18 protein-coding genes and 1 tRNA gene are annotated in these 20374 nt (G+C 67.8%); 6 read left to right on the top strand and 13 right to left on the bottom strand.

Translation table 11 applies throughout. From position 1 onward, the window contains the following. Positions 1-11: 11 nt before the first annotated feature. From W7U_RS03990 to W7U_RS03955, 8 genes are all read right to left on the bottom strand, one after another. Positions 12-1193: a dihydrolipoamide acetyltransferase family protein gene (locus tag W7U_RS03990; RefSeq protein WP_008255128.1), complete on the bottom strand. Its 1182-nt coding sequence runs from the start codon at positions 1191-1193 to the stop codon at positions 12-14. Then, the gene (bkdB, locus tag W7U_RS03985) at positions 1190-2245 is read right to left on the bottom strand and encodes a 3-methyl-2-oxobutanoate dehydrogenase subunit beta (RefSeq protein ID WP_014711123.1); all 1056 of its coding nucleotides are present in this window, start codon (positions 2243-2245) and stop codon (positions 1190-1192) included. The genes W7U_RS03990 and bkdB overlap by 4 nt, the downstream gene beginning before the upstream one ends. A gap of 9 nt (positions 2246-2254) precedes the next feature. Further along, the gene (gene pdhA, locus W7U_RS03980; protein WP_014711122.1) at positions 2255-3337 is read right to left on the bottom strand and encodes a pyruvate dehydrogenase (acetyl-transferring) E1 component subunit alpha; all 1083 of its coding nucleotides are present in this window, start codon (positions 3335-3337) and stop codon (positions 2255-2257) included. Positions 3338-3584: 247 nt separating this feature from the next. Continuing rightward, positions 3585-4406 carry a CoA ester lyase gene (locus W7U_RS03975; protein ID WP_008255122.1) on the bottom strand — a complete coding sequence of 274 codons (822 nt, stop codon included), beginning with the start codon at positions 4404-4406 and terminating at the stop codon, positions 3585-3587. Continuing rightward, positions 4403-4900, bottom strand: a complete 498-nt coding sequence (locus W7U_RS03970; protein WP_008255121.1) for a MaoC family dehydratase — start codon at positions 4898-4900, stop codon at positions 4403-4405. Before W7U_RS03970 ends, W7U_RS03975 begins: the two co-directional genes overlap by 4 nt. Continuing rightward, complete coding sequence (locus W7U_RS03965; protein WP_008255120.1) at positions 4897-6063, bottom strand: acyl-CoA dehydrogenase family protein; 1167 nt, start codon at positions 6061-6063, stop codon at positions 4897-4899. The genes W7U_RS03970 and W7U_RS03965 overlap by 4 nt, the downstream gene beginning before the upstream one ends. Beyond that, entirely contained in the window at positions 6060-8057 is a 1998-nt protein-coding gene (locus W7U_RS03960; protein WP_008255119.1) for an acetyl/propionyl/methylcrotonyl-CoA carboxylase subunit alpha, read from the bottom strand. Before W7U_RS03960 ends, W7U_RS03965 begins: the two co-directional genes overlap by 4 nt. Positions 8058-8062: 5 nt before the next feature. After that, positions 8063-9652: a carboxyl transferase domain-containing protein gene (locus W7U_RS03955; RefSeq protein ID WP_008255118.1), complete on the bottom strand. Its 1590-nt coding sequence runs from the start codon at positions 9650-9652 to the stop codon at positions 8063-8065. A gap of 195 nt (positions 9653-9847) precedes the next feature. On the opposite strand from W7U_RS03955, the gene W7U_RS03950 reads away from it, so the two are divergent. Both W7U_RS03950 and W7U_RS03945 read left to right on the top strand, forming a co-directional pair. Then, positions 9848-10504: a TetR/AcrR family transcriptional regulator gene (locus W7U_RS03950; protein WP_008255115.1), complete on the top strand. Its 657-nt coding sequence runs from the start codon at positions 9848-9850 to the stop codon at positions 10502-10504. A 63-nt stretch (positions 10505-10567) separates the two neighbouring features. Continuing rightward, the gene (locus tag W7U_RS03945) at positions 10568-11347 is read left to right on the top strand and encodes an MmpS family transport accessory protein (protein WP_020822085.1); all 780 of its coding nucleotides are present in this window, start codon (positions 10568-10570) and stop codon (positions 11345-11347) included. Positions 11348-11410: 63 nt separating this feature from the next. Here the strand turns inward: W7U_RS03945 and W7U_RS03940 are convergent, their stop codons facing one another. Next, complete coding sequence (locus tag W7U_RS03940) at positions 11411-12763, bottom strand: MFS transporter (protein ID WP_036428674.1); 1353 nt, start codon at positions 12761-12763, stop codon at positions 11411-11413. Positions 12764-12831: 68 nt separating this feature from the next. Between W7U_RS03940 and cmrA the strand changes: the two genes are divergently transcribed. After that, positions 12832-13638, top strand: coding sequence for a mycolate reductase (gene cmrA, locus W7U_RS03935; protein WP_008255108.1), 807 nt, complete (start codon positions 12832-12834; stop codon positions 13636-13638). 137 nt (positions 13639-13775) lie between these two features. On the opposite strand, the gene W7U_RS03930 is transcribed toward cmrA, so the two are convergent. Both W7U_RS03930 and W7U_RS03925 read right to left on the bottom strand, forming a co-directional pair. Beyond that, a complete protein-coding gene (locus W7U_RS03930) occupies positions 13776-14993 on the bottom strand; it encodes an IS30 family transposase (RefSeq protein WP_020821705.1) in 1218 nt (405 codons plus the stop codon). Between the two features lie 74 nt (positions 14994-15067). Next, complete coding sequence (locus tag W7U_RS03925; protein WP_008255099.1) at positions 15068-16636, bottom strand: helicase HerA-like domain-containing protein; 1569 nt, start codon at positions 16634-16636, stop codon at positions 15068-15070. A 202-nt stretch (positions 16637-16838) separates the two neighbouring features. Here W7U_RS03925 and orn point away from each other — a divergent pair, with 202 nt between their 5' ends. The 3 genes from orn to W7U_RS03910 all read left to right on the top strand — a co-directional run bounded on the left by orn (position 16839) and on the right by W7U_RS03910 (position 18097). Then, positions 16839-17486 (top strand): oligoribonuclease, encoded by a 648-nt coding sequence (orn, locus tag W7U_RS03920; protein WP_008255097.1) that lies wholly within the window; start codon positions 16839-16841, stop codon positions 17484-17486. A 49-nt stretch (positions 17487-17535) separates the two neighbouring features. Beyond that, positions 17536-17611 (top strand) — tRNA-His (locus tag W7U_RS03915). 108 nt (positions 17612-17719) lie between these two features. Next, positions 17720-18097: a hypothetical protein gene (locus W7U_RS03910; protein WP_008255094.1), complete on the top strand. Its 378-nt coding sequence runs from the start codon at positions 17720-17722 to the stop codon at positions 18095-18097. A gap of 9 nt (positions 18098-18106) precedes the next feature. Here W7U_RS03910 and W7U_RS03905 read toward each other — a convergent pair whose 3' ends face one another. Together W7U_RS03905 and W7U_RS03900 are read right to left on the bottom strand one after the other, a co-directional pair. Further along, positions 18107-19318, bottom strand: a complete 1212-nt coding sequence (locus tag W7U_RS03905; RefSeq protein WP_014711121.1) for an Ig-like domain-containing protein — start codon at positions 19316-19318, stop codon at positions 18107-18109. Positions 19319-19450: 132 nt separating this feature from the next. Beyond that, entirely contained in the window at positions 19451-20365 is a 915-nt protein-coding gene (locus W7U_RS03900) for a DMT family transporter (RefSeq protein WP_008255089.1), read from the bottom strand. Between the last annotated feature and the right edge of the window lie 9 nt (positions 20366-20374).

Raw genomic sequence — 20374 nt, 5'->3', positions numbered from 1 at the left:
GAGGTAGAGGGTCACAAATCGAGCAGCGCGATTTCCGGTGACTCAATCAGATCCCGTAACTCACAGACGAATTGGGCCGCCTGTGCGCCATCGGCGATGCGATGGTCGAACACACAGGTCAGCGACATCGTCGGGCGCACCACGATCTCGGCGCCGAGGGCCACCGGTCGCGGCTTGATCGCTCCCATCCCGAGGATGGCCGCTTCGGGGTGGTTGATCATTGGTACGCCATCGTCCACACCCAACGCCCCAAAGTTCGAGACGGTGAACGTCGAGCCCCGCAACTCACCCGGCGTCAGGGTGCCCGCACGCGCGCCGGCGATCAATTCTGCTGCGCGAGCGGCCAATTCTCGGGTGGTCTTGGCGTGGGCGTCGGCGAGGACCGGGACGAGCAGACCGCGTTCGGTGGCCGTGGCGATGCCCAGGTGCACTCGGTGTTCGACGCGCAGCTGCGGACCCTGCGGGGACTCCACCCAGGCCGAATTCAGGATCTCGTTGTGCCGCAACGCCATGACCAGCAGCCGCAACGTCAGCACGAAGGGTGTGATCTGCTGGTCCGTCGCGCCGAGTCGATCGGACAGCCGCATCAACTCGGTGCAGTCCACCTCGACGGTGACCTTCGCCGCCGGAATCTCCTTGTGCGACAGGGCCATTTTCTCCGCCATCCGGGCCTGCACGCCACGAACCGATCGGACATCGGCGCCGTTCCCGGTCCCGCCGGCCGCCGACAGCACATCCTCGCGGGTGATGACGGCACCGGGGCGGTGCGGTAACGAGGCCAGGTCGACCATCAAATCTTTGGCCAGTTTGCGCACCGGAGGGGCGGCCAGCGGGCGGCCGCTCCGCCGGCTGCTGTCGACGCCGGCATCGGCGCCATAGCCGACCAGTGTGGGCGGCGCCGTTTCAGCCGCCGGTGGGTCGTCGCTGCGCGGTGTCGTGTCGATCTGCACCAGCACCTCCCCCACCTTGAGCACATCGCCTTCGGCACCGTTGGTTTCGACGACCCGTCCGGCGTGCGGGCTGGGGATCTCGACCTCGGCCTTGGCGGTCTCCACCGTGCACAACACCTGGTTGAGCTCGACGTCGTCACCCACCGCGACGTTCCAATGCGTCACCGTCACCTCTTCCAGCCCCTCGCCGAGGTCGGGGACCCGAAACGGCTTGACCCGCTCCTGCGCGGACGGGGCGCTCACGGCTGTTCCAACGCGCGCTCGACGCAGTCCAGCAGCCGGTCGGGGCCGGGCAGCCACCACTTCTCCAACCGCGCAGGCGGGTAGGGGGTGTCAAACCCGCACGCGCGCAACACCGGCGCCTCCAGCTCGTAGAACATCTCCTCCTGGATGCGGGCGGCCAGCTCCGCGCCGAACCCCAGGCTGCGGGGTCCCTCGTGCATCACCACGCAGCGCCCGGTCCGGTGGATCGACGCGGCGACGGTGTCGAAGTCCAGGGGCACCAATGAGCGCAGGTCGATGACCTCCAGGCTCCAACCGCGTTGGCGCTGAGCCTCTTCCGCCGCGCCCACGGCGGTGCCGACCAGGCTGCCGTAGGTCACGACGGTGACATCGGTGCCCGGACGGCGCACCATCGCTCGCCCGATCGGTGGTTCGGGCCGGGAGGCGTCGACCACGCCGCGGCCCTGGTAGCGCCGCTTCGGTTCCAGGTACATGACCGGATCCGGGCAGGCGATCGCGTGGCGCAGCAGCCAATACGCATCGGCGGGGCTGGAGGGCACCACCACCTTCAATCCGGCGGTGTGCGCCCAGTACGACTCGGTGGAATCCGAATGATGCTCTGCGGCACCGATTCCCCCGAACGACGGGATGCGGACGGTCACCGGCATGTTGATCTCGCCGCGGGTGCGGGTGCGGTACTTGGCCAGGTGGCTGACCACCTGGTCGAAGGCCGCATAGGAAAACCCGTCGAACTGAATCTCGGGCACGGGCACGAATCCGCGCAGCGCCAGCCCCACCGCGATCCCGATGATGGCGGACTCCGCCAGCGGCGTGTCGAAGCAGCGGCTCTCGCCGAACGCCTCGGCCAGTCCCTCGGTTGCCCGGAACACCCCACCGGCGACGGAGACGTCCTCGCCGAACACCAACACCCGGTCGTCGCCGGCCATCGCGTCGTGCAGGGCGCGGTTGAGCGCCTGGACCATGGTCAGCGACTGCGCACCGAGGGCAACGTTTTCCACTGCCGCCGTGAGTGTTTCGTCGTGGCCGGCGGGACGATCAGCGAGCTGAGTCATTGACGCCTCTCAATCGCTTCGGTCGAGTTCGGCCCGCAGCTGCTGTCGCTGCGCCTGCAGTCCCGGCGTGATTTCGGCGTACACCGAGGTGAACACCTCGTCGATGTCGAAATCGGGCGCATCGACCACCCCGTCGCGCAATTCGGTGCGCATCCGCTGTGCGCGGCCAATGACCCGTTCCTCCAAGCGTTCCGACCACAGGCCCTGGGCCCGCAGGTAGGAGCGGTACCGCGCGATCGGGTCCAGCGCCGCCCAGTGATCGACCTCGTCCTGCGTCCGGTATCGACTCGGGTCATCGGAGGTGGTGTGCGGGCCCATCCGGTAGGTGATCGCCTCGATCAATGTCGGGCCGCCGCCGGCGCGGGCACGGGCGGCGGCCTCGGCCGTCACGGCGTAGCAGGCCAAGACGTCATTGCCGTCTACCCGGACTCCGGGCATGCCGTAGCCAATCGCCTTGTGCGCCAGCGACGGTGCGGCGGTCTGTTTGTGGATCGGCGTCGAGATCGCCCACTGGTTGTTCTGCACGAAGAACACACAGGGCGTGGTGAACACGGCCGCGAAGTTCAGCGCCTCGTGCACGTCTCCCGTGCTGGTGGCGCCGTCACCGAGAAAGGCCAGCGTCACCGAATCTTCGCCCAGCCGTTGCGCTGCCATCGCGGCGCCGACGGCGTGCAGGGTCTGGGTGCCTATCGGGATCGAGAGCGGGGCGCAGCACTTTTTGGTGAATTCCAGGCCGCCGTGCCAGGTACCGCGCCACACGGCCCCGACGTGCCCCGGCGGGATGCCGCGCACCAAAAAGGCGCCCAGCTCGCGGTATTGGGGGAACAACCAGTCGGTTTTGCGCAGGCACGCCGCCGCGCCGATCTGGGCGGCCTCCTGACCGCGGCACGACGCAAAGAGCGCCAGTTCGCCTTGGCGCTTGAGGTTCACGAATTCGGCGTCGAGTTCCCGGGTGATCACCATCAGCTCGTAGAGCCAGCTCAGCGTCTCCGCGGGAAGGTCGCGGCCGTAACGGCGTTCGGATGTCGGCGAGCCATCGGCGGCCACGAGTTGGACCGGTTCGAGGTCGACCGCCATGGCCATCGAAGACATCTGCGCCACACCGCCTCCCTCGCTGGGTGCCGCGTGGCCCCGCGAGCCACAGCGGGTCACAGCAAACGGTCAGCCGAGACCTACCGCGAGCGGAAGTCGATCGCCAGCTACACGAAAGGCTTCGCTCGCCGCGACACTGGCGTATTTCCCATTATGCCCTCAAATGAGAAGACACCGCGTTGATTGCGAAGACTGCGGAGCGTGTCGCGCTCCCCAAACGACGTGTCGCTGGAAAGCCATGAAACGGTCAGCCCGGGACGGTCTCACCCGCCCTGCGCAACGTCATCTGCGCGTGCTTGAGCACCGGTGAGTCGACCATCTGTCCTTCGAAGGCGAAGACCCCGCGCTCGTTGCGCGCGGCCGCCAGCACCCGTCGCGCCCAGTCCAGCCGGTCCTCGCTGGGGCGATACGCCTCGCGCACCACCGGGATCTGGCTCGGGTGGATACACACGGTCCCGCCGAACCCCAGCGCGACGGCGTCCTCGGCCTCGGCCCGCAAGCCGTCGAGGTCGCGGATGTCGAGGTGGACCGCGTCGAGCGCCACCCGGCCGAAGGCGGACGCGTTGAGCAGCGCCGTCGACCGCACATGGTGGGCGACGTCCCGGTACGTGCCGTCGGCCCGGCGGCTGGAGCTACCACCGAGCGTGGCGACCAGGTCCTCGGCGCCCCACATCAGCGCAACCGTGCCCCGGACCGCCGCGATTTCGGTGGCGAAGACCGCGCCGCGCGGCGTCTCCAGCAGCGCGATGACGTCGCGGGGCGCCAACGCTTCCACCTGCGCCGCCGATTCCGTCTTGGACAGCATCACCGTGGTGTAGGCGGTCGCGGACAGGGCCTCGAGGTCGCGGGGGTATTCGTCGGTGTCGGCGGCGTTGATGCGCACGACGGTGCGCTCGGGGTCCAGCGGCGTCTCCTGCAACGCCTTGCGGGCGGCGGGCTTGTCCGCCTCGGCCACCCCGTCCTCGAGGTCGAGGATCACCACGTCGGCCGCGGCGGCGGCCTTCGCGAAACGTTCGGGCCGGTCGGCCGGGCAGAACAGCCATCCGGGGCCGGCGGCGTGCAGGTTCACTTGGCCTCCTGGTTGGACGGGCGCTTCTGGACCAGCGTGGTGCGCGCGGCGCGCGCGACGACGTCGCCGTGCTGGTTGCGTCCGGTGTGCTCGAGGGTGACGATGCCCTCGCCGGGCCGGCTCTTCGATTCCCGCTTGGCCGTGCACACGGTTTCGGCGTACAGGGTGTCGCCGTGGAAGACGGGTTTGGGGAAGGACACCTCGGAGAAGCCGAGATTGGCCACGATGGTGCCGAGCGTCAGTTGCGACACCGACAGTCCGACCACGGTGGAGAGGGTGAACATGGAGTTCACCAGGCGCTCGCCCCGAAAGCCCGGCTGCTCGGCCGCCCAGGCGGCGTCGAGGTGCAGCGACTGGGTGTTCATGGTCAGCGTGGTGAACAAGACGTTGTCGGCTTCGGTGACCGTACGGCCGGGGCGGTGCAGGTAGGTGGTGCCGATCTCGAACTCTTCAAACCACAAGCCGCGCTGGACAATCGACTTGCCGTCCGTCATGACAGTCCGAGCGATCGCGCGATGAGCATCAGTTGCACCTCGGTGGTGCCCTCACCGATTTCGAGGATCTTGCTGTCGCGGTAGTGACGCGCCACCGGATACTCGTTCATGAAGCCATACCCTCCGTGGATCTGCGTGGCGTCGCGGGCGTTGTCCATCGCCGCTTCCGACGCGATCATCTTCGCGATGGCCGCCTCCTTCTTGAAGGGCTTGCCCGCCAACATCTTTGCAGCGGCATCGTAATACGCCGTGCGGGCGACATGGGCACGCGCTTCCATTCGCGCGATCTTGAAGCTGATCGCCTGGTACGAGCCGATCGGCTGGCCGAACGACTGGCGTTCCTTGGAATACTTGACGCTCTCGTCGACGCAGCCCTGCGCCGCCCCCGTCGCCAGCGCGGCGATCGCGATGCGGCCCTCGTCCAGGATCGACAGGAAATTCGCATACCCCCGGCCACGCTCGCCCAGCAGGTTCTCCTCCGGGACCCGGGCGTCGGCGAAGCTCAGCGGATGAGTGTCCGACGCGTTCCAGCCCACCTTGCTGTAGACCGGTTCGACGGTGAAACCCGGTGTGCCGCTGGGCACGATGATCGTCGAGATCTCTTTCTTGTCTCCCCCGACGCTGCCGGTGACGGCGGTGACGGTGACCAGCGAGGTGATGTCAGTGCCCGAGTTGGTGATGAACTGCTTGCTGCCGTTGATCACCCACTCACCGCCCTCGAGCCGCGCGGTGGTGCGCGTCGCACCCGCGTCGGAGCCCGCGCCGGGCTCGGTGAGCCCGAAGCCGGCCAGCGCCCGGCCGGCAGTCAGGTCCGGCAACCACCTGGTCTTCTGCTCCTCGGTACCGAACCGGTAGATGGGCATCGAGCCCAAACCCACACCGGCCTCGAGCGTGATCGCCACCGACTGGTCGACCTTGCCGAGTTCCTCGAGCGCCAGCGACAGCGCGAAGTAGTCGCCGCCCATGCCGCCGTACTCCTCGGGGAACGGCAGGCCAAACAGGCCCATCTCCCCCATCTTCGCGACGACCTCGTACGGAAAGCTGTGCTCCTCATCGTGTTTGGCCGACACCGGGGCCACCACGGTGCGCGCGAACTCGGCGACCGTGTCGCGAAGGTCCTCGTATTCCTTGGGGAGGGTCCCCGCGGTTATGGATGTGGTCATGTCTCGTCCTTGCTTTCTTCTTCCGGGATCAGCCGGGCCAGCACCTGATCCACGGTCACCTGATCACCCACGGAGACCAGCACCTCCACCTGCCCGGAAACGGGTGCGGCCAGCGAGTGTTCCATCTTCATCGCCTCGATGACGACCACCACGTCGCCTTCGGAAACCTCGGTGCCGGAGGGGGTTTGGACGGCGATCACGCTGCCCGGCATCGGACTGAGGATCTCGGCCCGCTGCGCGCCCACGGCGCGATGGATCTTGTTCTCCTCGGCCTCGCGCAGGTGCCAGGTGCCCCGCTCGTCGGCGATCCACAGGTGCCGGTCGGCTTCGGCCCACCGGTAGTCGCGGCGCAGGCCGTCGATCACCGCGCTCATCCGTGCCGGCTCGACTTGCACAGCGGCCGAATAGGTTTCCCCGTCGCCGACCTGCACCGTGGCGGACTCGGGAAGCCCCCACACGGACACGGTCTCGCTGCGCAGCGGGGTGCGCATGTCGGTGCGAACCGGCGCCGCGCTGCCGCCCACGCGCCATCCCGTGGGCGCCGCCCAGGGATTGCCGGCGAAGTGGCGCGCCCGGGACGCCAGGGCCGATTGCCGATAGAGGCCGGCCGCCGCGAGCACGTCGTCGGGGGCCGGCAGCGGCGCGAAGTCCGCCAACCGCTCGTCCAGCAGGGCGGTGTCCAGGTCGCCGGCGCGTACCCGCTCGTCGGCGAGCAGGAACCGCAGAAATTCGATGTTGGTTTGCACGCCCAGGATCGCGGTTTGGCTCAGCGCCCGGTCGAGTGTCGCCAGCGCCTCGTCCCGGTCGGCCCCGTGGGCGATCACCTTGCTCAGCATCGGGTCGTAGTCGCTGCCGACCAGCGTGCCGGGCAGCAGCGACGAGTCGACCCGCACGCCGTCGCCGGAGGGTTCGAAGACCCGCAGCACCCGGCCTCCGGTGGGCAGGAATCCGCGCGCCGGATCCTCGGCGTACACCCGCGCCTCGATCGCGTGCCCGTGCAGTTCGATGTCGTCCTGGGCGAACGTCAGCTTCTCGCCGGCGGCGACGCGCAGTTGCCACTCCACCAGGTCCAGCCCGGTGACGGCCTCGGTGACCGGATGCTCCACCTGCAGGCGGGTGTTCATCTCCATGAAGAAGAACTCGTCGGGACGCTCGGCGGAGACGATGAACTCGACCGTGCCCGCGCCGACGTAGTCGACGCTGCGCGCGGTGTTGCAGGCGGCCGCCCCGATGCGCGCCCGGGTGGCCTCGTCGAGCAGCGGCGAGGGTGCCTCCTCGATGACCTTCTGATGGCGTCGCTGCAGGCTGCACTCCCGCTCGCCGAGGTGCACGACGTTGCCGTGCGTGTCGGCGAGCACCTGCACCTCGATGTGCCTGGGGCGCAACACAAACCGTTCCAGAAACAGCGTGTCGTCGCCGAACGCGGAGGCGGCCTCGCGCCGGGCGCTGACCAGCGCCTCGCGCAGCTTCGCCGGCTCCTCGACCAGGCGCATGCCCTTGCCGCCGCCGCCCGCCGAGGGCTTGATCAAGACGGGGTATCCGACCTCGTCGGCGGCCGCGACCAGCGCGTCGTCGCTCAGCCCCGGTTTGGCCACGCCGGGAACCACCGGAACGTCGAAGGCGGCAACCGCGTTCTTCGCGGTGATCTTGTCGCCCATCACCTGAATCGCCTGCGCGGGAGGCCCGAGAAACACGACACCGGACCGCTCGCAGGCCGCGGCGAAATCGGCGTTCTCGGAGAGGAATCCGTACCCCGGGTGGATCGCCTGAGAGCCGGTGCGCACGGCCGCGTCGACGACCTTGTCGATGCTCAGGTAGCTCTCGCGCGCCGCGGCCGGTCCCAATCGGACGGCCTCGTCGGCCTCGAGGACGTGCCGCGCGCCGGCGTCGGGATCGCTGTAGACGGCCACCGAACGGATGCCCAGGCGGCGCAGCGTCCGGATCACCCGCACGGCGATCTCGCCGCGGTTGGCCACTAATACTGTCTCGAACACTGCACTCACATCCGGAAGACGCCGTAGGAGACGGGTTCCAACGGTGCTTGGGCGCACACCGAAAGGGCAAGCCCGACAAATGTTCTCGTGTCGGCCGGGTCGATGATCCCGTCATCCCACAGCCGGGCCGTCGAATAGTATGGGTTGCCCTGGTCCTCGTACTGCCCGCGGATGGGCGCCTTGAACGCCTCTTCCTCGTCGGCCGACCACGGTTTGCCCGCCGCGCTGAGCTGCTCACCGCGCACGGTGGCCAGCACCGAGGCGGCCTGCTCGCCGCCCATCACCGAGATCCGGGCGTTGGGCCACATCCACAAGAACCGCGGCGAGTACGCCCGTCCGCACATCGAATAGTTGCCGGCCCCATAGGATCCGCCGATCACCACGGTCAGTTTGGGCACCCGGGCGCAGGCGACGGCGGTGACCATCTTGGCGCCATGCTTGGCGATGCCGCCGGCCTCATAGTCCCGGCCGACCATGAACCCGGCGATGTTCTGCAGGAACAGCAGCGGGATCTTGCGCTTGTCGCACAATTCGATGAAATGCGCTCCCTTCAAAGCGGATTCGCTGAAGAGCACCCCGTTGTTGGCCACGATCCCCACCGGGTGGCCGTGGATGTGGGCGAACGCGGTCACCAGGGTCTTGCCGTAGTTGGCCTTGAATTCGCTGAATTCGCCGCCGTCGACCAGGCGCACGATGACCTCATGCACGTCGTAGGGCACCCGCGGGTCCGGCGGCACCACGTCGTAGAGCTCCGTCTGCGCGCACGGCGGCGGGACCGGGGATCGCACCTGCCACGGGCTGGGCTCGCGCGGGCCGAAGGTGGCCGCGATCGAGCGGACGATCCGCAACGCATGTTCGTCGTCGTCGGCGAGGTGGTCGGTGACACCGGACACCCGGGAGTGCAGGTCGCCGCCGCCGAGCTCCTCAGCCGACACGATCTCGCCGGTCGCCGCCTTGACCAGCGGCGGGCCGCCCAAAAAGATCGTGCCCTGCTCGCGCACGATGACGGCCTCATCGCTCATCGCCGGCACGTAGGCGCCGCCCGCGGTGCACGAACCCAGCACCGCGGCGACTTGCGGAATTCCCTTGGCGCTCATGGTCGCCTGGTTGAAAAAGATGCGGCCGAAGTGCTCGCGGTCCGGAAAGACCTCGTCCTGGCGCGGCAGGAAGGCCCCGCCGGAGTCCACCAGGTAGATGCACGGCAGCCGGTTCTGCAGCGCCACCTCCTGCGCGCGCAGGTGCTTCTTGACCGTCATCGGGTAGTAGGTGCCGCCCTTGACCGTCGCGTCGTTGGCGACGATCACGCACTCGCGCTCCGACACCCGGCCGATCCCGGTGATGATGCCGGCGCCGGGAGATTCGTCGTCGTACATGCCGTCGGCGGCCAGCGGTGAGAGCTCCAAGAACGGGCTGCCGGGGTCGAGTAGGCGGTCCACCCGTTCGCGCGGCAACAGCTTCCCGCGGCTGACGTGACGTTCCCGTGCGCGCTCGTTTCCGCCGAGCGCGGCCGCGGCCAGCCTGGTGTTCAGCTCGCCGACTAGCCGGCGGTGCTCATCGGCGAACGACGCCTCGGGAGCCTTCGCGGGCGAGGTCATCACCTTGTCCATCGCCGCAGCAGCCTCCTTGCCGTCGGGCGGGCCAGCTTTTGAGTTAATGGTCATTAACTCGGTGCCTGAGAATACCATTGCCGGCGTTGCCGGTCCAGGGGGCACCGTGCCCGGCGAATAACGCGAGTTAATTGCGAATAACTCGTGCTACGTTGGTGACGATTCACCACACGGAGGTCCGTCATGACAACGTCTGCCTCCGAAGGCCAGGCCGCTGGCGCTGAGGCCCCAAATCGTCGGAGCCAGTTGAAATCCGACCGCCGCCTACAACTGCTGTCCGCCGCCGAGCGGCTGTTCGCCGAGCGTGGATTTCTCGCGGTCCGACTGGAGGACATCGGCGCCGCGGCCGGCGTCAGCGGTCCCGCCATCTACCGGCATTTCCCCAATAAGGAATCGCTTCTGGTCGAATTGCTGGTGGGCATCAGCACCCGGCTGCTCGCCGGCGCCCGGCAGGTGCGGGCCCGAAACTCCGATGCTTCCGCCGCGCTGGACGGCCTGATCGACTTCCACCTCGACTTCGCCCTGACCGAACCCGACCTGATCCGCATCCAGGATCGCGACCTGGCGTACCTGCCCGGGGCGGCCGAGAAGCAGGTGCGCAAGGCGCAGCGTCAATACGTCGAGGTCTGGGTGGGGGTCCTGCGCGAACTGAGCCCCGAGCTGGCCGAGGCCGACGCCCGGCTGACCGCGCACGCCGTGTTCGGCCTGCTGAATTCGACGCCGCACAGCATGAAATCCCCCGATACGTCGCGCAGCAAGGGCGCGGGCGCCGCACGATCGCGCGCCGTCATGCGGGCGATGACGATCGCCGCGCTCGAGGCCGGAAACCAGTGCCCCTGAGCTCCCCGCCACAAGGTGAGTAAGCGCTTCAGCGCCCCGCACAGGTACCCTGCAAGCCATGAGGTGGACATGAACGATTCACGTCCCACCGAGCGGTTTAGTCCATCGCTACCGGGGCCGCAACAGCGCGGGTACGCGCCGCCCGCCGACCCCGCGTACGCCGATCAGACGCCGTACGCGCCCACCTATGGCGGGACGATGCCGCCCTGGGCGGCCACCGCCAACGAGACGAACACGACAAAGCGGTTACCGGCGTATTGGCAGCAAGAGCTGCCGCCGTCGGACGACCCGCACTCGCGGGGCATGGCTCCCCCACCTCCCGAGGGGCCGAAATCGCCGCGCTGGCTGTGGATCGCCGCCGGCGCGGCGGTGCTGCTGGTCGTCGCCTTGGTGATTGCGCTGGCGCTCGCCAACGACGCGATCAAGACCCAGACCGCCGTTCCGCCGTTGCCGGCGATGCCAGAAACGACGCCGGAGAGCCCGACCCCGTCGGCGCGTAAGTCGCCGACCCTCATCCCGGCGCCGATACCCCCGACGAGCGGCCCCGAGCTGCCCACCTCGACGACGGGTCCGGCGGCAATGCAAGACGTCGTCTACACCGTCACGGGCGAAGGCCGCGCGATCAGCATCATGTACATCGACACCGGCGACCTCATCCAGACCGAATTCAACGTCGAGCTGCCGTGGAGCAAGCAGGTCAGCCTGGCGAAGTCGGCGGCGCACCCGGCCAACGTCACGATCGTCAACATCGGGCACAGCGTCACCTGCACCGTCACCGTTAACGGGGTTCAGGTGAGCAAGCGCGTCGGCGGGGGGCTGACGATCTGCGACGCGCGGGGCTAGTGCCGATCGCAAGCGCGGCGCATGCGCCGGGCGCAGCGGGTCGGCCCATCGGGCTGAGGCGCCCTACGACGGCTCGGCCACGGCTTCGGTGACCGGGACCCCGCGCTGCGGGACGCGGACCACCAGCATCGCCACCAACCCGGCGATCAAGACCAGCGAAATCCCGCCCAGGCCGGCGCGCACGGCGCCGAACACGTCGACGAACACCGAGAACAGCCATGGCGCCAGGAACGCTACCGCCCGCCCGGTCATGGTGTAGAGGCCGAACGCGACGCCTTCCCGGCCGTGTTTGGCCATCTGCAGCAGCAGGGCGCGCGACGACGACTGCGTCGGCCCGATGAACATGCACAGCAGCAGCCCGCACACCCAGAAGGCCGCCGGGCCGGACGACGCCATCAGGGTCAGTCCCAGGGTGATGATCGCGGCCAGCGAGGCCACGATGACGGGCTTCGATCCGACCCGGTGGTCGACGAACCCGCCCAGCACGGCGCCCACCGCGGCGACGACGCACGCCGCCACCCCGAAGATCAGCACGTCCGCCTGGGAGATGCCGTACACGTTCACGCCGAGCACCGCGCCGAAGGCAAAGATCGCCGCCAGCCCATCCCGGAACAGCGCGCTGGCGACCAGGAAGTACACCAGGTTGCGGTCGCGGCGCCATTCCGCGGAAACCTCGGTCCACAGCTTGCGGTAACCGCCCAGCATGCTCGTGGGCTGATACAGCTCGGCCGGCCCGCTCAGCCGTTGCGCCACGAACAGCAACGGCAGCGCGAACACCGCCAGCCAGGCCGCCGCCACCAGCATCGCCTCGCGGACATAAAGCCCGTCCTGCAAGGGAATTCGCAGCAGTCCACGCGTCGCGCCCGGTCCCGAGCCCGATCCGGAGATGAATCCGGTGTAGATCACCAGCAACAGCAGGACGCTGCCGCCGTAGCCCGCCGCCCAGCCGAATCCGGATATCCGGCCGGCGGTCTGCGGTGTCGAAAGCTGGCGCAGCATGGCGTTGTACGGGACGCTGGCCAAGTCGCCGCAGGCCGCCGTCGCCCCCAGCAGCACCAGGCCCGCCCACAGGTAGCCGGGCCGGTCGCGGATGAAGAACATCGAGGCGGTCAGCGTCACCGCCGCGGCCGTCAGCACGCTCAGGGCCACCCGCCTGCGATGCGGTGACTCCACCCACACACCGACCGCGGGCGCCAATATCGCGACGGTCAGCCCGGCGATGGCCGCGGCCCGGCCCAGCCAGCTCGCCGGGGTGGTGCTGCCCCCGATGCCCACCCCGACGCTGCTGGTCAGATACACGGCGAAGACGAACGTGGCCACGATCGCGTTCAGGCCGGTCGAGCCGCAGTCCCACAGCGCCCACGCCACAACGCGAGATCGCACGGGGGCGGCGGAACGCAACTCCGGCTGACTCATGCCCGGCACTCTAGCGGCGCCACCGATCGGCTGCGGATCGCGTTTCGCCGGCTGTCTACGATTGGCGCATGCCGGTACCCGCTCCAAGCCCCGAGGCGCGCGCCGTTGTCACCGGAGCTTCGCAGAACATCGGTGAAGCGCTGGCCACCGAACTCGCCGCCCGCGGACACAATCTGATCGTCACCGCGCGACGCGAGGATCTGCTGAAGGATCTCGCCGCCCGCCTGAGCGACCAGTATCACGTCACCGTCGACGTGCGACCCGCCGACCTGGCCGACCCGGGCGACCGCGCGAAACTGTGCGACGAGCTGGCCGCCCGCCCCATCTCGATCCTGTGCGCCAATGCGGGCACCGCGACGTTCGGTCCGGTGGCGACGCTCGATCCGGCCGGCGAGAAGGCCCAATTGCAGCTGAATGTCTTAGGGGTGCATGACCTTACGTTGGCGGTGCTGCCCGGCATGGTCGAGCGCAGGGCTGGCGGCATCCTGATTTCCGGTTCGGCCGCGGGCAATTCGCCGATCCCCTACAACGCCACCTACGCGGCCACCAAGGCGTTCGTGAATACCTTCACCGAATCGCTGCGCGGCGAGTTGCGCGGGTCCGGCGTCAACGTGACGCTGCTGGCGCCCGGCCCGGTGCGCACCGACCTGCCCGCCGACACCGAAGCGTCGATCGTGGAGCGGCTGGTGCCGGACTTCCTGTGGATCTCTACGGAGCACACGGCCCGGGTGTCGCTGGATGCGTTGGGCCGCAACAAAATGCGCGTCGTTCCCGGACTGACGTCCAAGGCCATGTCGGTGGCGAGCGGGTACGCCCCGCGCGCCATCGTGGCGCCCATCGTGGGCGCGTTCTACAAAAAGCTCGGCGGCGGCTAGGCGCGGGGCGGGTTGGGCAGCCCTCCTCTCACGGTCGTGCTGGCCCTCCGCTCACGGTTCGGGCCGGCCCCTCCGCTCACGGTCGTAACGCAGCGGCGGTTTTGCGCGCTCAAAGTCAAGTGGCTAATGCATTTTTGTTAGGCGGCTTGGTCGAGGAGGGCGGCCAGGCGTTGGGCGGGGGTGTCGAGGTCAAGGGTTGGGCGCGGTCGTCGGTTGAGGGTGTCTTGGATGCGTTTGAGGTCTGCTGGGGTGTAACCGCTGAGGTCGCTGCCCTTTTCGAACCAGAAGCGCAGGAGGCGGTTGGTGTTTTCGTTGGTGCCGCGTTGCCAGGGCGAGTGCGGATTGCAGAAATAGACCGGGGTGTTGAGTTGCAGGTGAATGTCGCGCCAGCGGGCCATTTCGCTGCCACGGTCCCAGGTGATTGATCGACGAAGGTGTTCGGGTAACTGGCGCATCGCTTCGATCATCGCGCCGGCCACCGTCTCGGCGGTGTGATCGCCGGGCAAATGCAGCAGCATCGTAAAGCGGGTGGACCGCTCGACCAGGGTGCCGATGGCGCTGTTGGGGCCGACGATCAGATCACCTTCCCAGTGGCCGGGCACCGCGCGGTCGGCGGCCTCGGCGGGCCGGTCGCTGATGGTGAACACATCGTGGAATTTCCCCCGCCGTTCGGTGTGGTCCCGGGATTTGCGGGCCGCGCGTTTCGTCGACAAACGCTTACTCAGGTCGGCGCGCAGTTGACCACGAGTTTGGACGTAGAGGCACTGGTAGATGGTTTCGTGGCTCACCCGTGCCAGCCTGTCATCGGGGTGATCGCGCGCCAAGACATCGGCGATCAGTTTGGGACTCCATCCCTGATCCATCCAGTCCTCTATGGCCTCGCATAGCGCGCGGTCTTGGAGTTTGAATGCTTTGGGACGCTTGGCTTTCTTGGCGGCGCGGGCATGGGCAAGACCAGCGTGGTAATCCCCGTCGGGATTGCGATTGCGTTTGAGCTCACGGGAGATGACGCTGGCGTCGCGGTCGAGCTCGTCGGCGATCTCGACCTGGGTGAGGCCCTTGTCCAGACCCCGCATAATCACCAGGCGTTCATCGAAACTGAGCCGGTGTCCCCGCGCGCCCGGCCGGGTCAGATCACCTGGTTCGGCAAGGCCGGTATCAGAGCCCGTACCACTTCGTAATTGCATTGATCCAGCGTCATGCCACCAGCTCCATCCGGTCTGGATCGACACACCGACCTGACGGCCGGCTTCACGCAATGATTCCCCTGCACACACCCGATCAAAGAACTCTCGCCGCATCGAACGCGGATAAGCAACTGACACCTGCAACCTCCTCAAACGTGGAAATTGCATTGACCGTATGAATCTGCCGCGCGATTCTTCGCCGTGGCGTTACGCCCGCGATCGACGGCGACGGAGGCACCCCACTACTTTCGGCGGCGGCGACCGCCGGTGCCACCGAAAATGCTTCTCACCGCTTCGCGTATCGCCGTGTTGATGCCGCTTTTCACCGTCGGGTTCTGCAGCACTTCCTCCCACATCGACGGCCCCTTTTCCCCCTTGGGTTCCGCCGGCTCCGGCATCGGCGGGACGGGTTCGTTCGCGGGGACGGGCGGGTAGTCGGACTGGGCTTGGGGCGCCTGCGGATCCTGGGGGGCCGGCTGGGGTCGCGCCGGGGGCTCAGCCGTGTGTCCGTACTTTGCCTGCAGCGGACTGTCTTTGGCCGCGGCCCCGATGGCCTCGTTGCCGATCGACGCCATCAGCGAGCGGGGCACCCGCATGCGGGTCCACGCGACCGGGGTGGGCGAGCCCTTCTCGGAGAGCACGGTCACGACGGCCTCGCCGATCCCGAGCGACGTCAACGCCGACTCCAGGTCGTAGACATCGGTTTTCGGGTAGGTGCGCACGGTCTTGGACAGTGCCTTCTGGTCGTCGGGCGTGAACGCCCGCAGCGCGTGCTGAATCCGCGCGCCCAACTGGGACAGCACGTCGTTGGGCAGGTCGGTGGGCAACTGGGTGCAGAAAAACACCCCGACGCCCTTCGAGCGGATCAACTTGACGGTCTGCTCGACCTGCTCGAGGAAGGCCTTGGACGCGTCGGCGAACAACAGGTGCGCCTCGTCGAAGAAGAAGACCAGCTTGGGCTTGTCGATGTCGCCGACCTCGTCCAGGACGGTGAACAGGTCGGCCAGCAACCACATCAGGAAGGTGGAGAAGATGACCGGGCGCAACGACTGTCCGCCGAACTCCAGCAGCGAGATGATGCCGCGGCCGCCCTCGACGCGCAGCAGATCGTTCGGGTCAAGCTTCGGCTCGCCGAAGAACGTGTCGCCGCCCTCGCCCTCGAGGTTCACCAGCGCGCGCAGGATGACGCCGGCCGTCGTGGACGACACCCCGCCAAGGGATTTCAGGTCGGCCTTGCCCTCGTCGCTGGTCAGGTGAGTGATGGCATCACGCAGGTTGGCCAGGGTGACCAGCTGGTAATTCTTTTCCTTGGCCCAGTGGAAGATCAGGCCCAGGGTGGACTCTTGAGTGGCGTTGAGCCCCAACACCTTTGACAGCAGAACCGGGCCGAAGCTGTCGACGGTGGCCCGAACCGGAACGCCGAGCCCATCGGTGCCCAGCGACAGGAACTCAACCGGGAAGCCCGTCGGAGTCCAGTCGTCTCCCGTGTCGCGGGCACGTGCGGCGGTTTTGTCGTCGCCCTTCCCCGGTGCGGACAACCCGGACAGGTCGCCCTTCACATCGGCCATCAGCACGGGTACACCCGCGGCGCTGAGCTGTTCGGCGATCAGCTGCAGCGTCTTGGTCTTGCCGGTTCCGGTGGCGCCGGCCACCAGCCCGTGCCTGTTCACGGTCGCCAGCGGAATGCGGATCTGCGCCGTCGGATCGGCGGCGCCGTCGACCACGACGGTGCCCAATTCCAGTGCCTGGCCATCGACGGCGTAGCCGTCCGCGATCCGGCTCGCCGGCGTTGCGGCTGAATCGGTGCTCATCGTGCTGCGCCCCCTCTTCCCCAGTGATTCGGCATGCAGTTCGACAACGCTCACCCTACTTCTCGGGCGGACCCGGGGGCGAGGCCCAACGGCGACCCGCCGCGCCCGGCTCCGCCGCGCTTGCGATCGCCACGGGTGTTGATGGTGGCGACCCGCCGCGCCCGGCTCCGCCGCACTTGCGATCGCCACTAGTCTGAGCGCTGTGCGTGACGAATTGGTGTGGATCGACTGCGAGATGACCGGACTCGATCTCGGTTCGGACAAGCTGATCGAGATCGCGGCCCTGGTCACCGACGCCGATCTGAACATCCTCGGCGACGGTGTGGACGTGGTGATCCACGCCGACGACGCCGCCCTCTCGGCGATGGGTGACGTGGTGACCGAAATGCATTCGCGCTCCGGGCTGATCGACGAGGTGCGGGCGTCCGCCGTCGACCTGGCGACCGCCGAGGCGATGGTGCTGGACTACATCGGCCAACACGTCAAGCAACCCAAGACGGCGCCGCTGGCCGGAAACTCGATCGCCACCGACCGCGCGTTCATCGTGCGCGACATGCCCGCGCTGGACACGTACCTGCACTACCGCATGATCGATGTGAGCTCGATCAAAGAACTCTGCCGCCGCTGGTATCCGCGGATCTACTTCGGTCAGCCCACCAAGGGGCTCGCCCACCGCGCACTGGCCGACATCCATGAGTCGATCCGCGAATTGCAGTTCTATCGGCGCACCGCGTTCGTCTCCCCACCGGGCCCGTCTACCAGCGAAATCGAGGCGGTGGTCACCTCCCTTGACGGTGGACGAGACGCACCGGGACCAAGCGATTCGGCCAGCGCGCCGACGAGCCGCTAGTATCTACAGTCGCTGCTCGTGCAGGCCTGCGGGTCGGCACACAGCCATGGTGGGTGTAGTTCAGTTGGTAGAGCGTCAGGTTGTGATCCTGAATGTCGCGGGTTCGAGTCCCGTCACTCACCCCATTGGTCAGGGAGCGCCGCTCCCTGACCTTTTACGGTGTTAGCGACTCCGCGCACCGCTGTTGCACCGGTGAGTGGAATGCAGTGAATCGACAACGTCTTGCCTCGCCCATGATGGGAGCGGCCATCGCGGCCGTCGCGCTGTTCCTCGCGGGCTGCGGTGGTTCGAGCCACACGTCAACGACGGTCACATCGACCCCGCCGGCTGAGACCAAGACGGTGACGAAGACAGTCGCCCCGCCGCCCCCACCGGGCCCGAAGACGTCCATCGAGGCCAACGGCACCTACATCGTCAACAAGGACATCGCGGCGGGCACCTATCGGACCGATGGCGGCAAATACGGCTGTTATTGGGCGAGGCTGCGCAGTTTCGACACCAACGACATCATCGACAACAACGTCGGCGACGGCCCCCAGGTAGTTCGGATCCTGCCGACAGATACCGCGTTCATGACCAGAAGCTGCGGAAGCTGGCACAAGATCGACTGACCGCGCCGGTCAGGTGTTGGCGTTGCCCGCTTTCCACTCCGGCCACGGGACGTTCCAGTCGCCGAGCCCCTCGGTGCCCGGCAAGGTCGGGCCCACCGTGTGCACAACCTCGACGATGTCACCGCTCTTGCTGTGGTCGTAGAACCATTCGGCGTTGCTGGGGCTGACGTTCAGGCACCCGTGGCTGGTGTTGGTGTGGCCCTGGGCGCCGACCGACCACGGCGCGGAGTGCACAAAGACTCCGCTGTAGGACATCTGGGTGGCCCAGTCGACTTCGGTGCGATATCCGTTGGGCGAGTTGACCGGAACCCCATAGGTCGACGAATCCATGATCATGTGTTTGAACCGCGCGCCAACGATGTAGATGCCGTTGGCCGTTGGCGTGCTGTCCTTGCCCATCGACGTCGGCATGGTCTTGACGACCTCACCGTTGACCCGCACGGTCACGGTCTTCGTGGTGTCGTCGGCGGTCGAAATCACCTCGTCGCCAATGGTGAAGTGCGTCTTGACGTTGTCCTCACCGAACATCCCGTCGCCCAGATCCACGCCGTAGGTGTTGACGGCCACGTCGATGGCCGTTCCCGACTTCCAGAAATGCTCTGGGCGCCAACGTACTTCGCGATTGTTGAGCCAGTAGAACGCACCCTCCACCGGTGGGTTCGTGGTGATGGTGATAGCTTTCTGGGCCGCCGCCCGGTCCGCGATGTTCTCGTCGAAGCGGATCGCCACCGGTTGGCCGATGCCCACCACCTCGCCGTCGACGGGACTGACGTACGGCATGGTCAGGTGGGCCGGTGAGCTGGTCGCGAAGGTCATCTGCTTGCTGGCCGCGCCACCCAGCCCGGTCGCCTTGACGTTCAGCGTGTAGCGCCTGTTGTAGCCGAGCTGCTCGGTGGTGGACCAGCGCAGCCCGTCGGGGCTCAGCTTCCCGCTGATCGACCTGCCGTTTTCGTTGACCATGGTGACCGACGCGAGCACGCCGTCGGCGACGCTGACCGTCACGGGCGCATCCACCGTCACGCCGACGGCGCCGTCGGTCACCGAAGCCGTGAGCTTGGGGACCAGCAGGTCGGCAAAGGGCGTGCCCTTGTCGAAGATCACCTTCGCCGGCGCGGCCGCGTGGTTGCCACCGCAGGCGACGGCAAACACGGCAACCGCGGCGATCGCGGCCGCCAGCCACGATCTGCGTCCACGCAAAGGCGTCATCCAGTGACCTTCCATTCAATTCTCGAAGTTGGTCACCGCTGACCTCGCTGCAGGCATTCTAAAGGGTTTCGCCGACTCGACATGCCCACACCGGCGCGGGCGGCCGTTCGGTGTCTGCGCCGCAATGAATTCGTCACCAGGGCGAGGTCAGCGACCTCGCGGCACCACATCTGCGCGGGCTTCCTGCAGCTGCGCTTCGGCCCGGTCGCGGGTCGCGACGGCCTCGACGCGGGCGAGTTTGATGATGGCCGCCGTCATCACCGACGCGGCCGCCACCAGGGCGATCATCCCGGCGCGACCCGTGTTCAGCGTCTCGCCGAGGACGACCACGCCCAGCACCGCTGCCACCACCGGCTGTGACATCTGCAAAGTGGGCATGGACGCCGTGAGTGGCCCGGCCCGAAACGCCGACTGGCTCCACGCCACACCGCCGAGCGCGACCAGGATGCAGGCGTACAGCTCGGGAGTCCGAATCACCGCGCCGAGGCCGTCCCCGAGCCGGGCGACGACCTCCTTGGTAAGCACCGCGAAGATGCCCCACAGCGACCCCGACACGAACGCGAACAGCACCGCGGCCACGGCCCCGCCGCGGCTCCGTCCGGCCAGCACACAGCCGACCAATAGCGGGCCCAGGACGACGGCCACCGCGGCCCAGGTTCCCAGCGCGGCGCCCGAATGCCCTGCCCGCGGATTGCCGACGATGACGACCACGCTGACCCCGGCCGTCAACAAGGCGGCCCACATCCACTCGCCGGCGGTCACCGCGCGATGCGACAACCTGGCGTTGATGGGCAGCGCGAAGAGCACCGAAAACATCAGCAGCGCCTGCACCAGCAAAACCGATCCGCCGGCCAGGGCCGCTGCCTGCAACCCGATGCTGGCGGCCAACAGCACAGTGCCCCACCACCATCGTTGGCTGCGCAGCAGATTGGCGAACAGCTCGACCGAACCGACCGCCCTGTCGGTGATGCAGTGCGCCGCACGTTGCTGCAGGACGTCGCCGACCGCGACGCACAACGCGGAACTCAGCGCGAGCAGGGCGGCGATATCGGTTCGGCCCATGGGGATTAC

It is taken from the genome of Mycobacterium sp. H4Y (genome assembly GCF_000364405.1).
Lineage (GTDB): Bacteria > Actinomycetota > Actinomycetes > Mycobacteriales > Mycobacteriaceae > Mycobacterium > Mycobacterium intracellulare.
The sequence above is the reverse complement of the archived record's forward strand: the minus strand, read 5'-3'. Positions and strand labels throughout refer to the sequence as shown.

Bases quoted from the DNA above. Each gene is read 5' to 3' on its own strand.
- pdhA (WP_014711122.1), bottom strand. From the start codon at position 3,337: ATGTCTTCGATGGCCATGGCGGTCGACCTCGAACCGGTCCAACTCGTG.
- W7U_RS03900 (WP_008255089.1), bottom strand. From the start codon at position 20,365: ATGGGCCGAACCGATATCGCCGCCCTGCTCGCGCTGAGTTCCGCGTTG.
- W7U_RS03940 (WP_036428674.1), bottom strand. From the start codon at position 12,763: ATGAGTCAGCCGGAGTTGCGTTCCGCCGCCCCCGTGCGATCTCGCGTT.
- W7U_RS03955 (WP_008255118.1), bottom strand. From the start codon at position 9,652: ATGACCTCGCCCGCGAAGGCTCCCGAGGCGTCGTTCGCCGATGAGCAC.
- W7U_RS03930 (WP_020821705.1), bottom strand. From the start codon at position 14,993: ATGCAATTTCCACGTTTGAGGAGGTTGCAGGTGTCAGTTGCTTATCCG.
- cmrA (WP_008255108.1), top strand. From the start codon at position 12,832: ATGCCGGTACCCGCTCCAAGCCCCGAGGCGCGCGCCGTTGTCACCGGA.
- W7U_RS03925 (WP_008255099.1), bottom strand. From the start codon at position 16,636: ATGAGCACCGATTCAGCCGCAACGCCGGCGAGCCGGATCGCGGACGGC.
- W7U_RS03970 (WP_008255121.1), bottom strand. From the start codon at position 4,900: ATGACGGACGGCAAGTCGATTGTCCAGCGCGGCTTGTGGTTTGAAGAG.
- bkdB (WP_014711123.1), bottom strand. From the start codon at position 2,245: ATGACTCAGCTCGCTGATCGTCCCGCCGGCCACGACGAAACACTCACG.
- W7U_RS03905 (WP_014711121.1), bottom strand. From the start codon at position 19,318: ATGGAAGGTCACTGGATGACGCCTTTGCGTGGACGCAGATCGTGGCTG.
- W7U_RS03910 (WP_008255094.1), top strand. From the start codon at position 17,720: ATGATGGGAGCGGCCATCGCGGCCGTCGCGCTGTTCCTCGCGGGCTGC.
- W7U_RS03965 (WP_008255120.1), bottom strand. From the start codon at position 6,063: ATGACCACATCCATAACCGCGGGGACCCTCCCCAAGGAATACGAGGAC.
- W7U_RS03950 (WP_008255115.1), top strand. From the start codon at position 9,848: ATGACAACGTCTGCCTCCGAAGGCCAGGCCGCTGGCGCTGAGGCCCCA.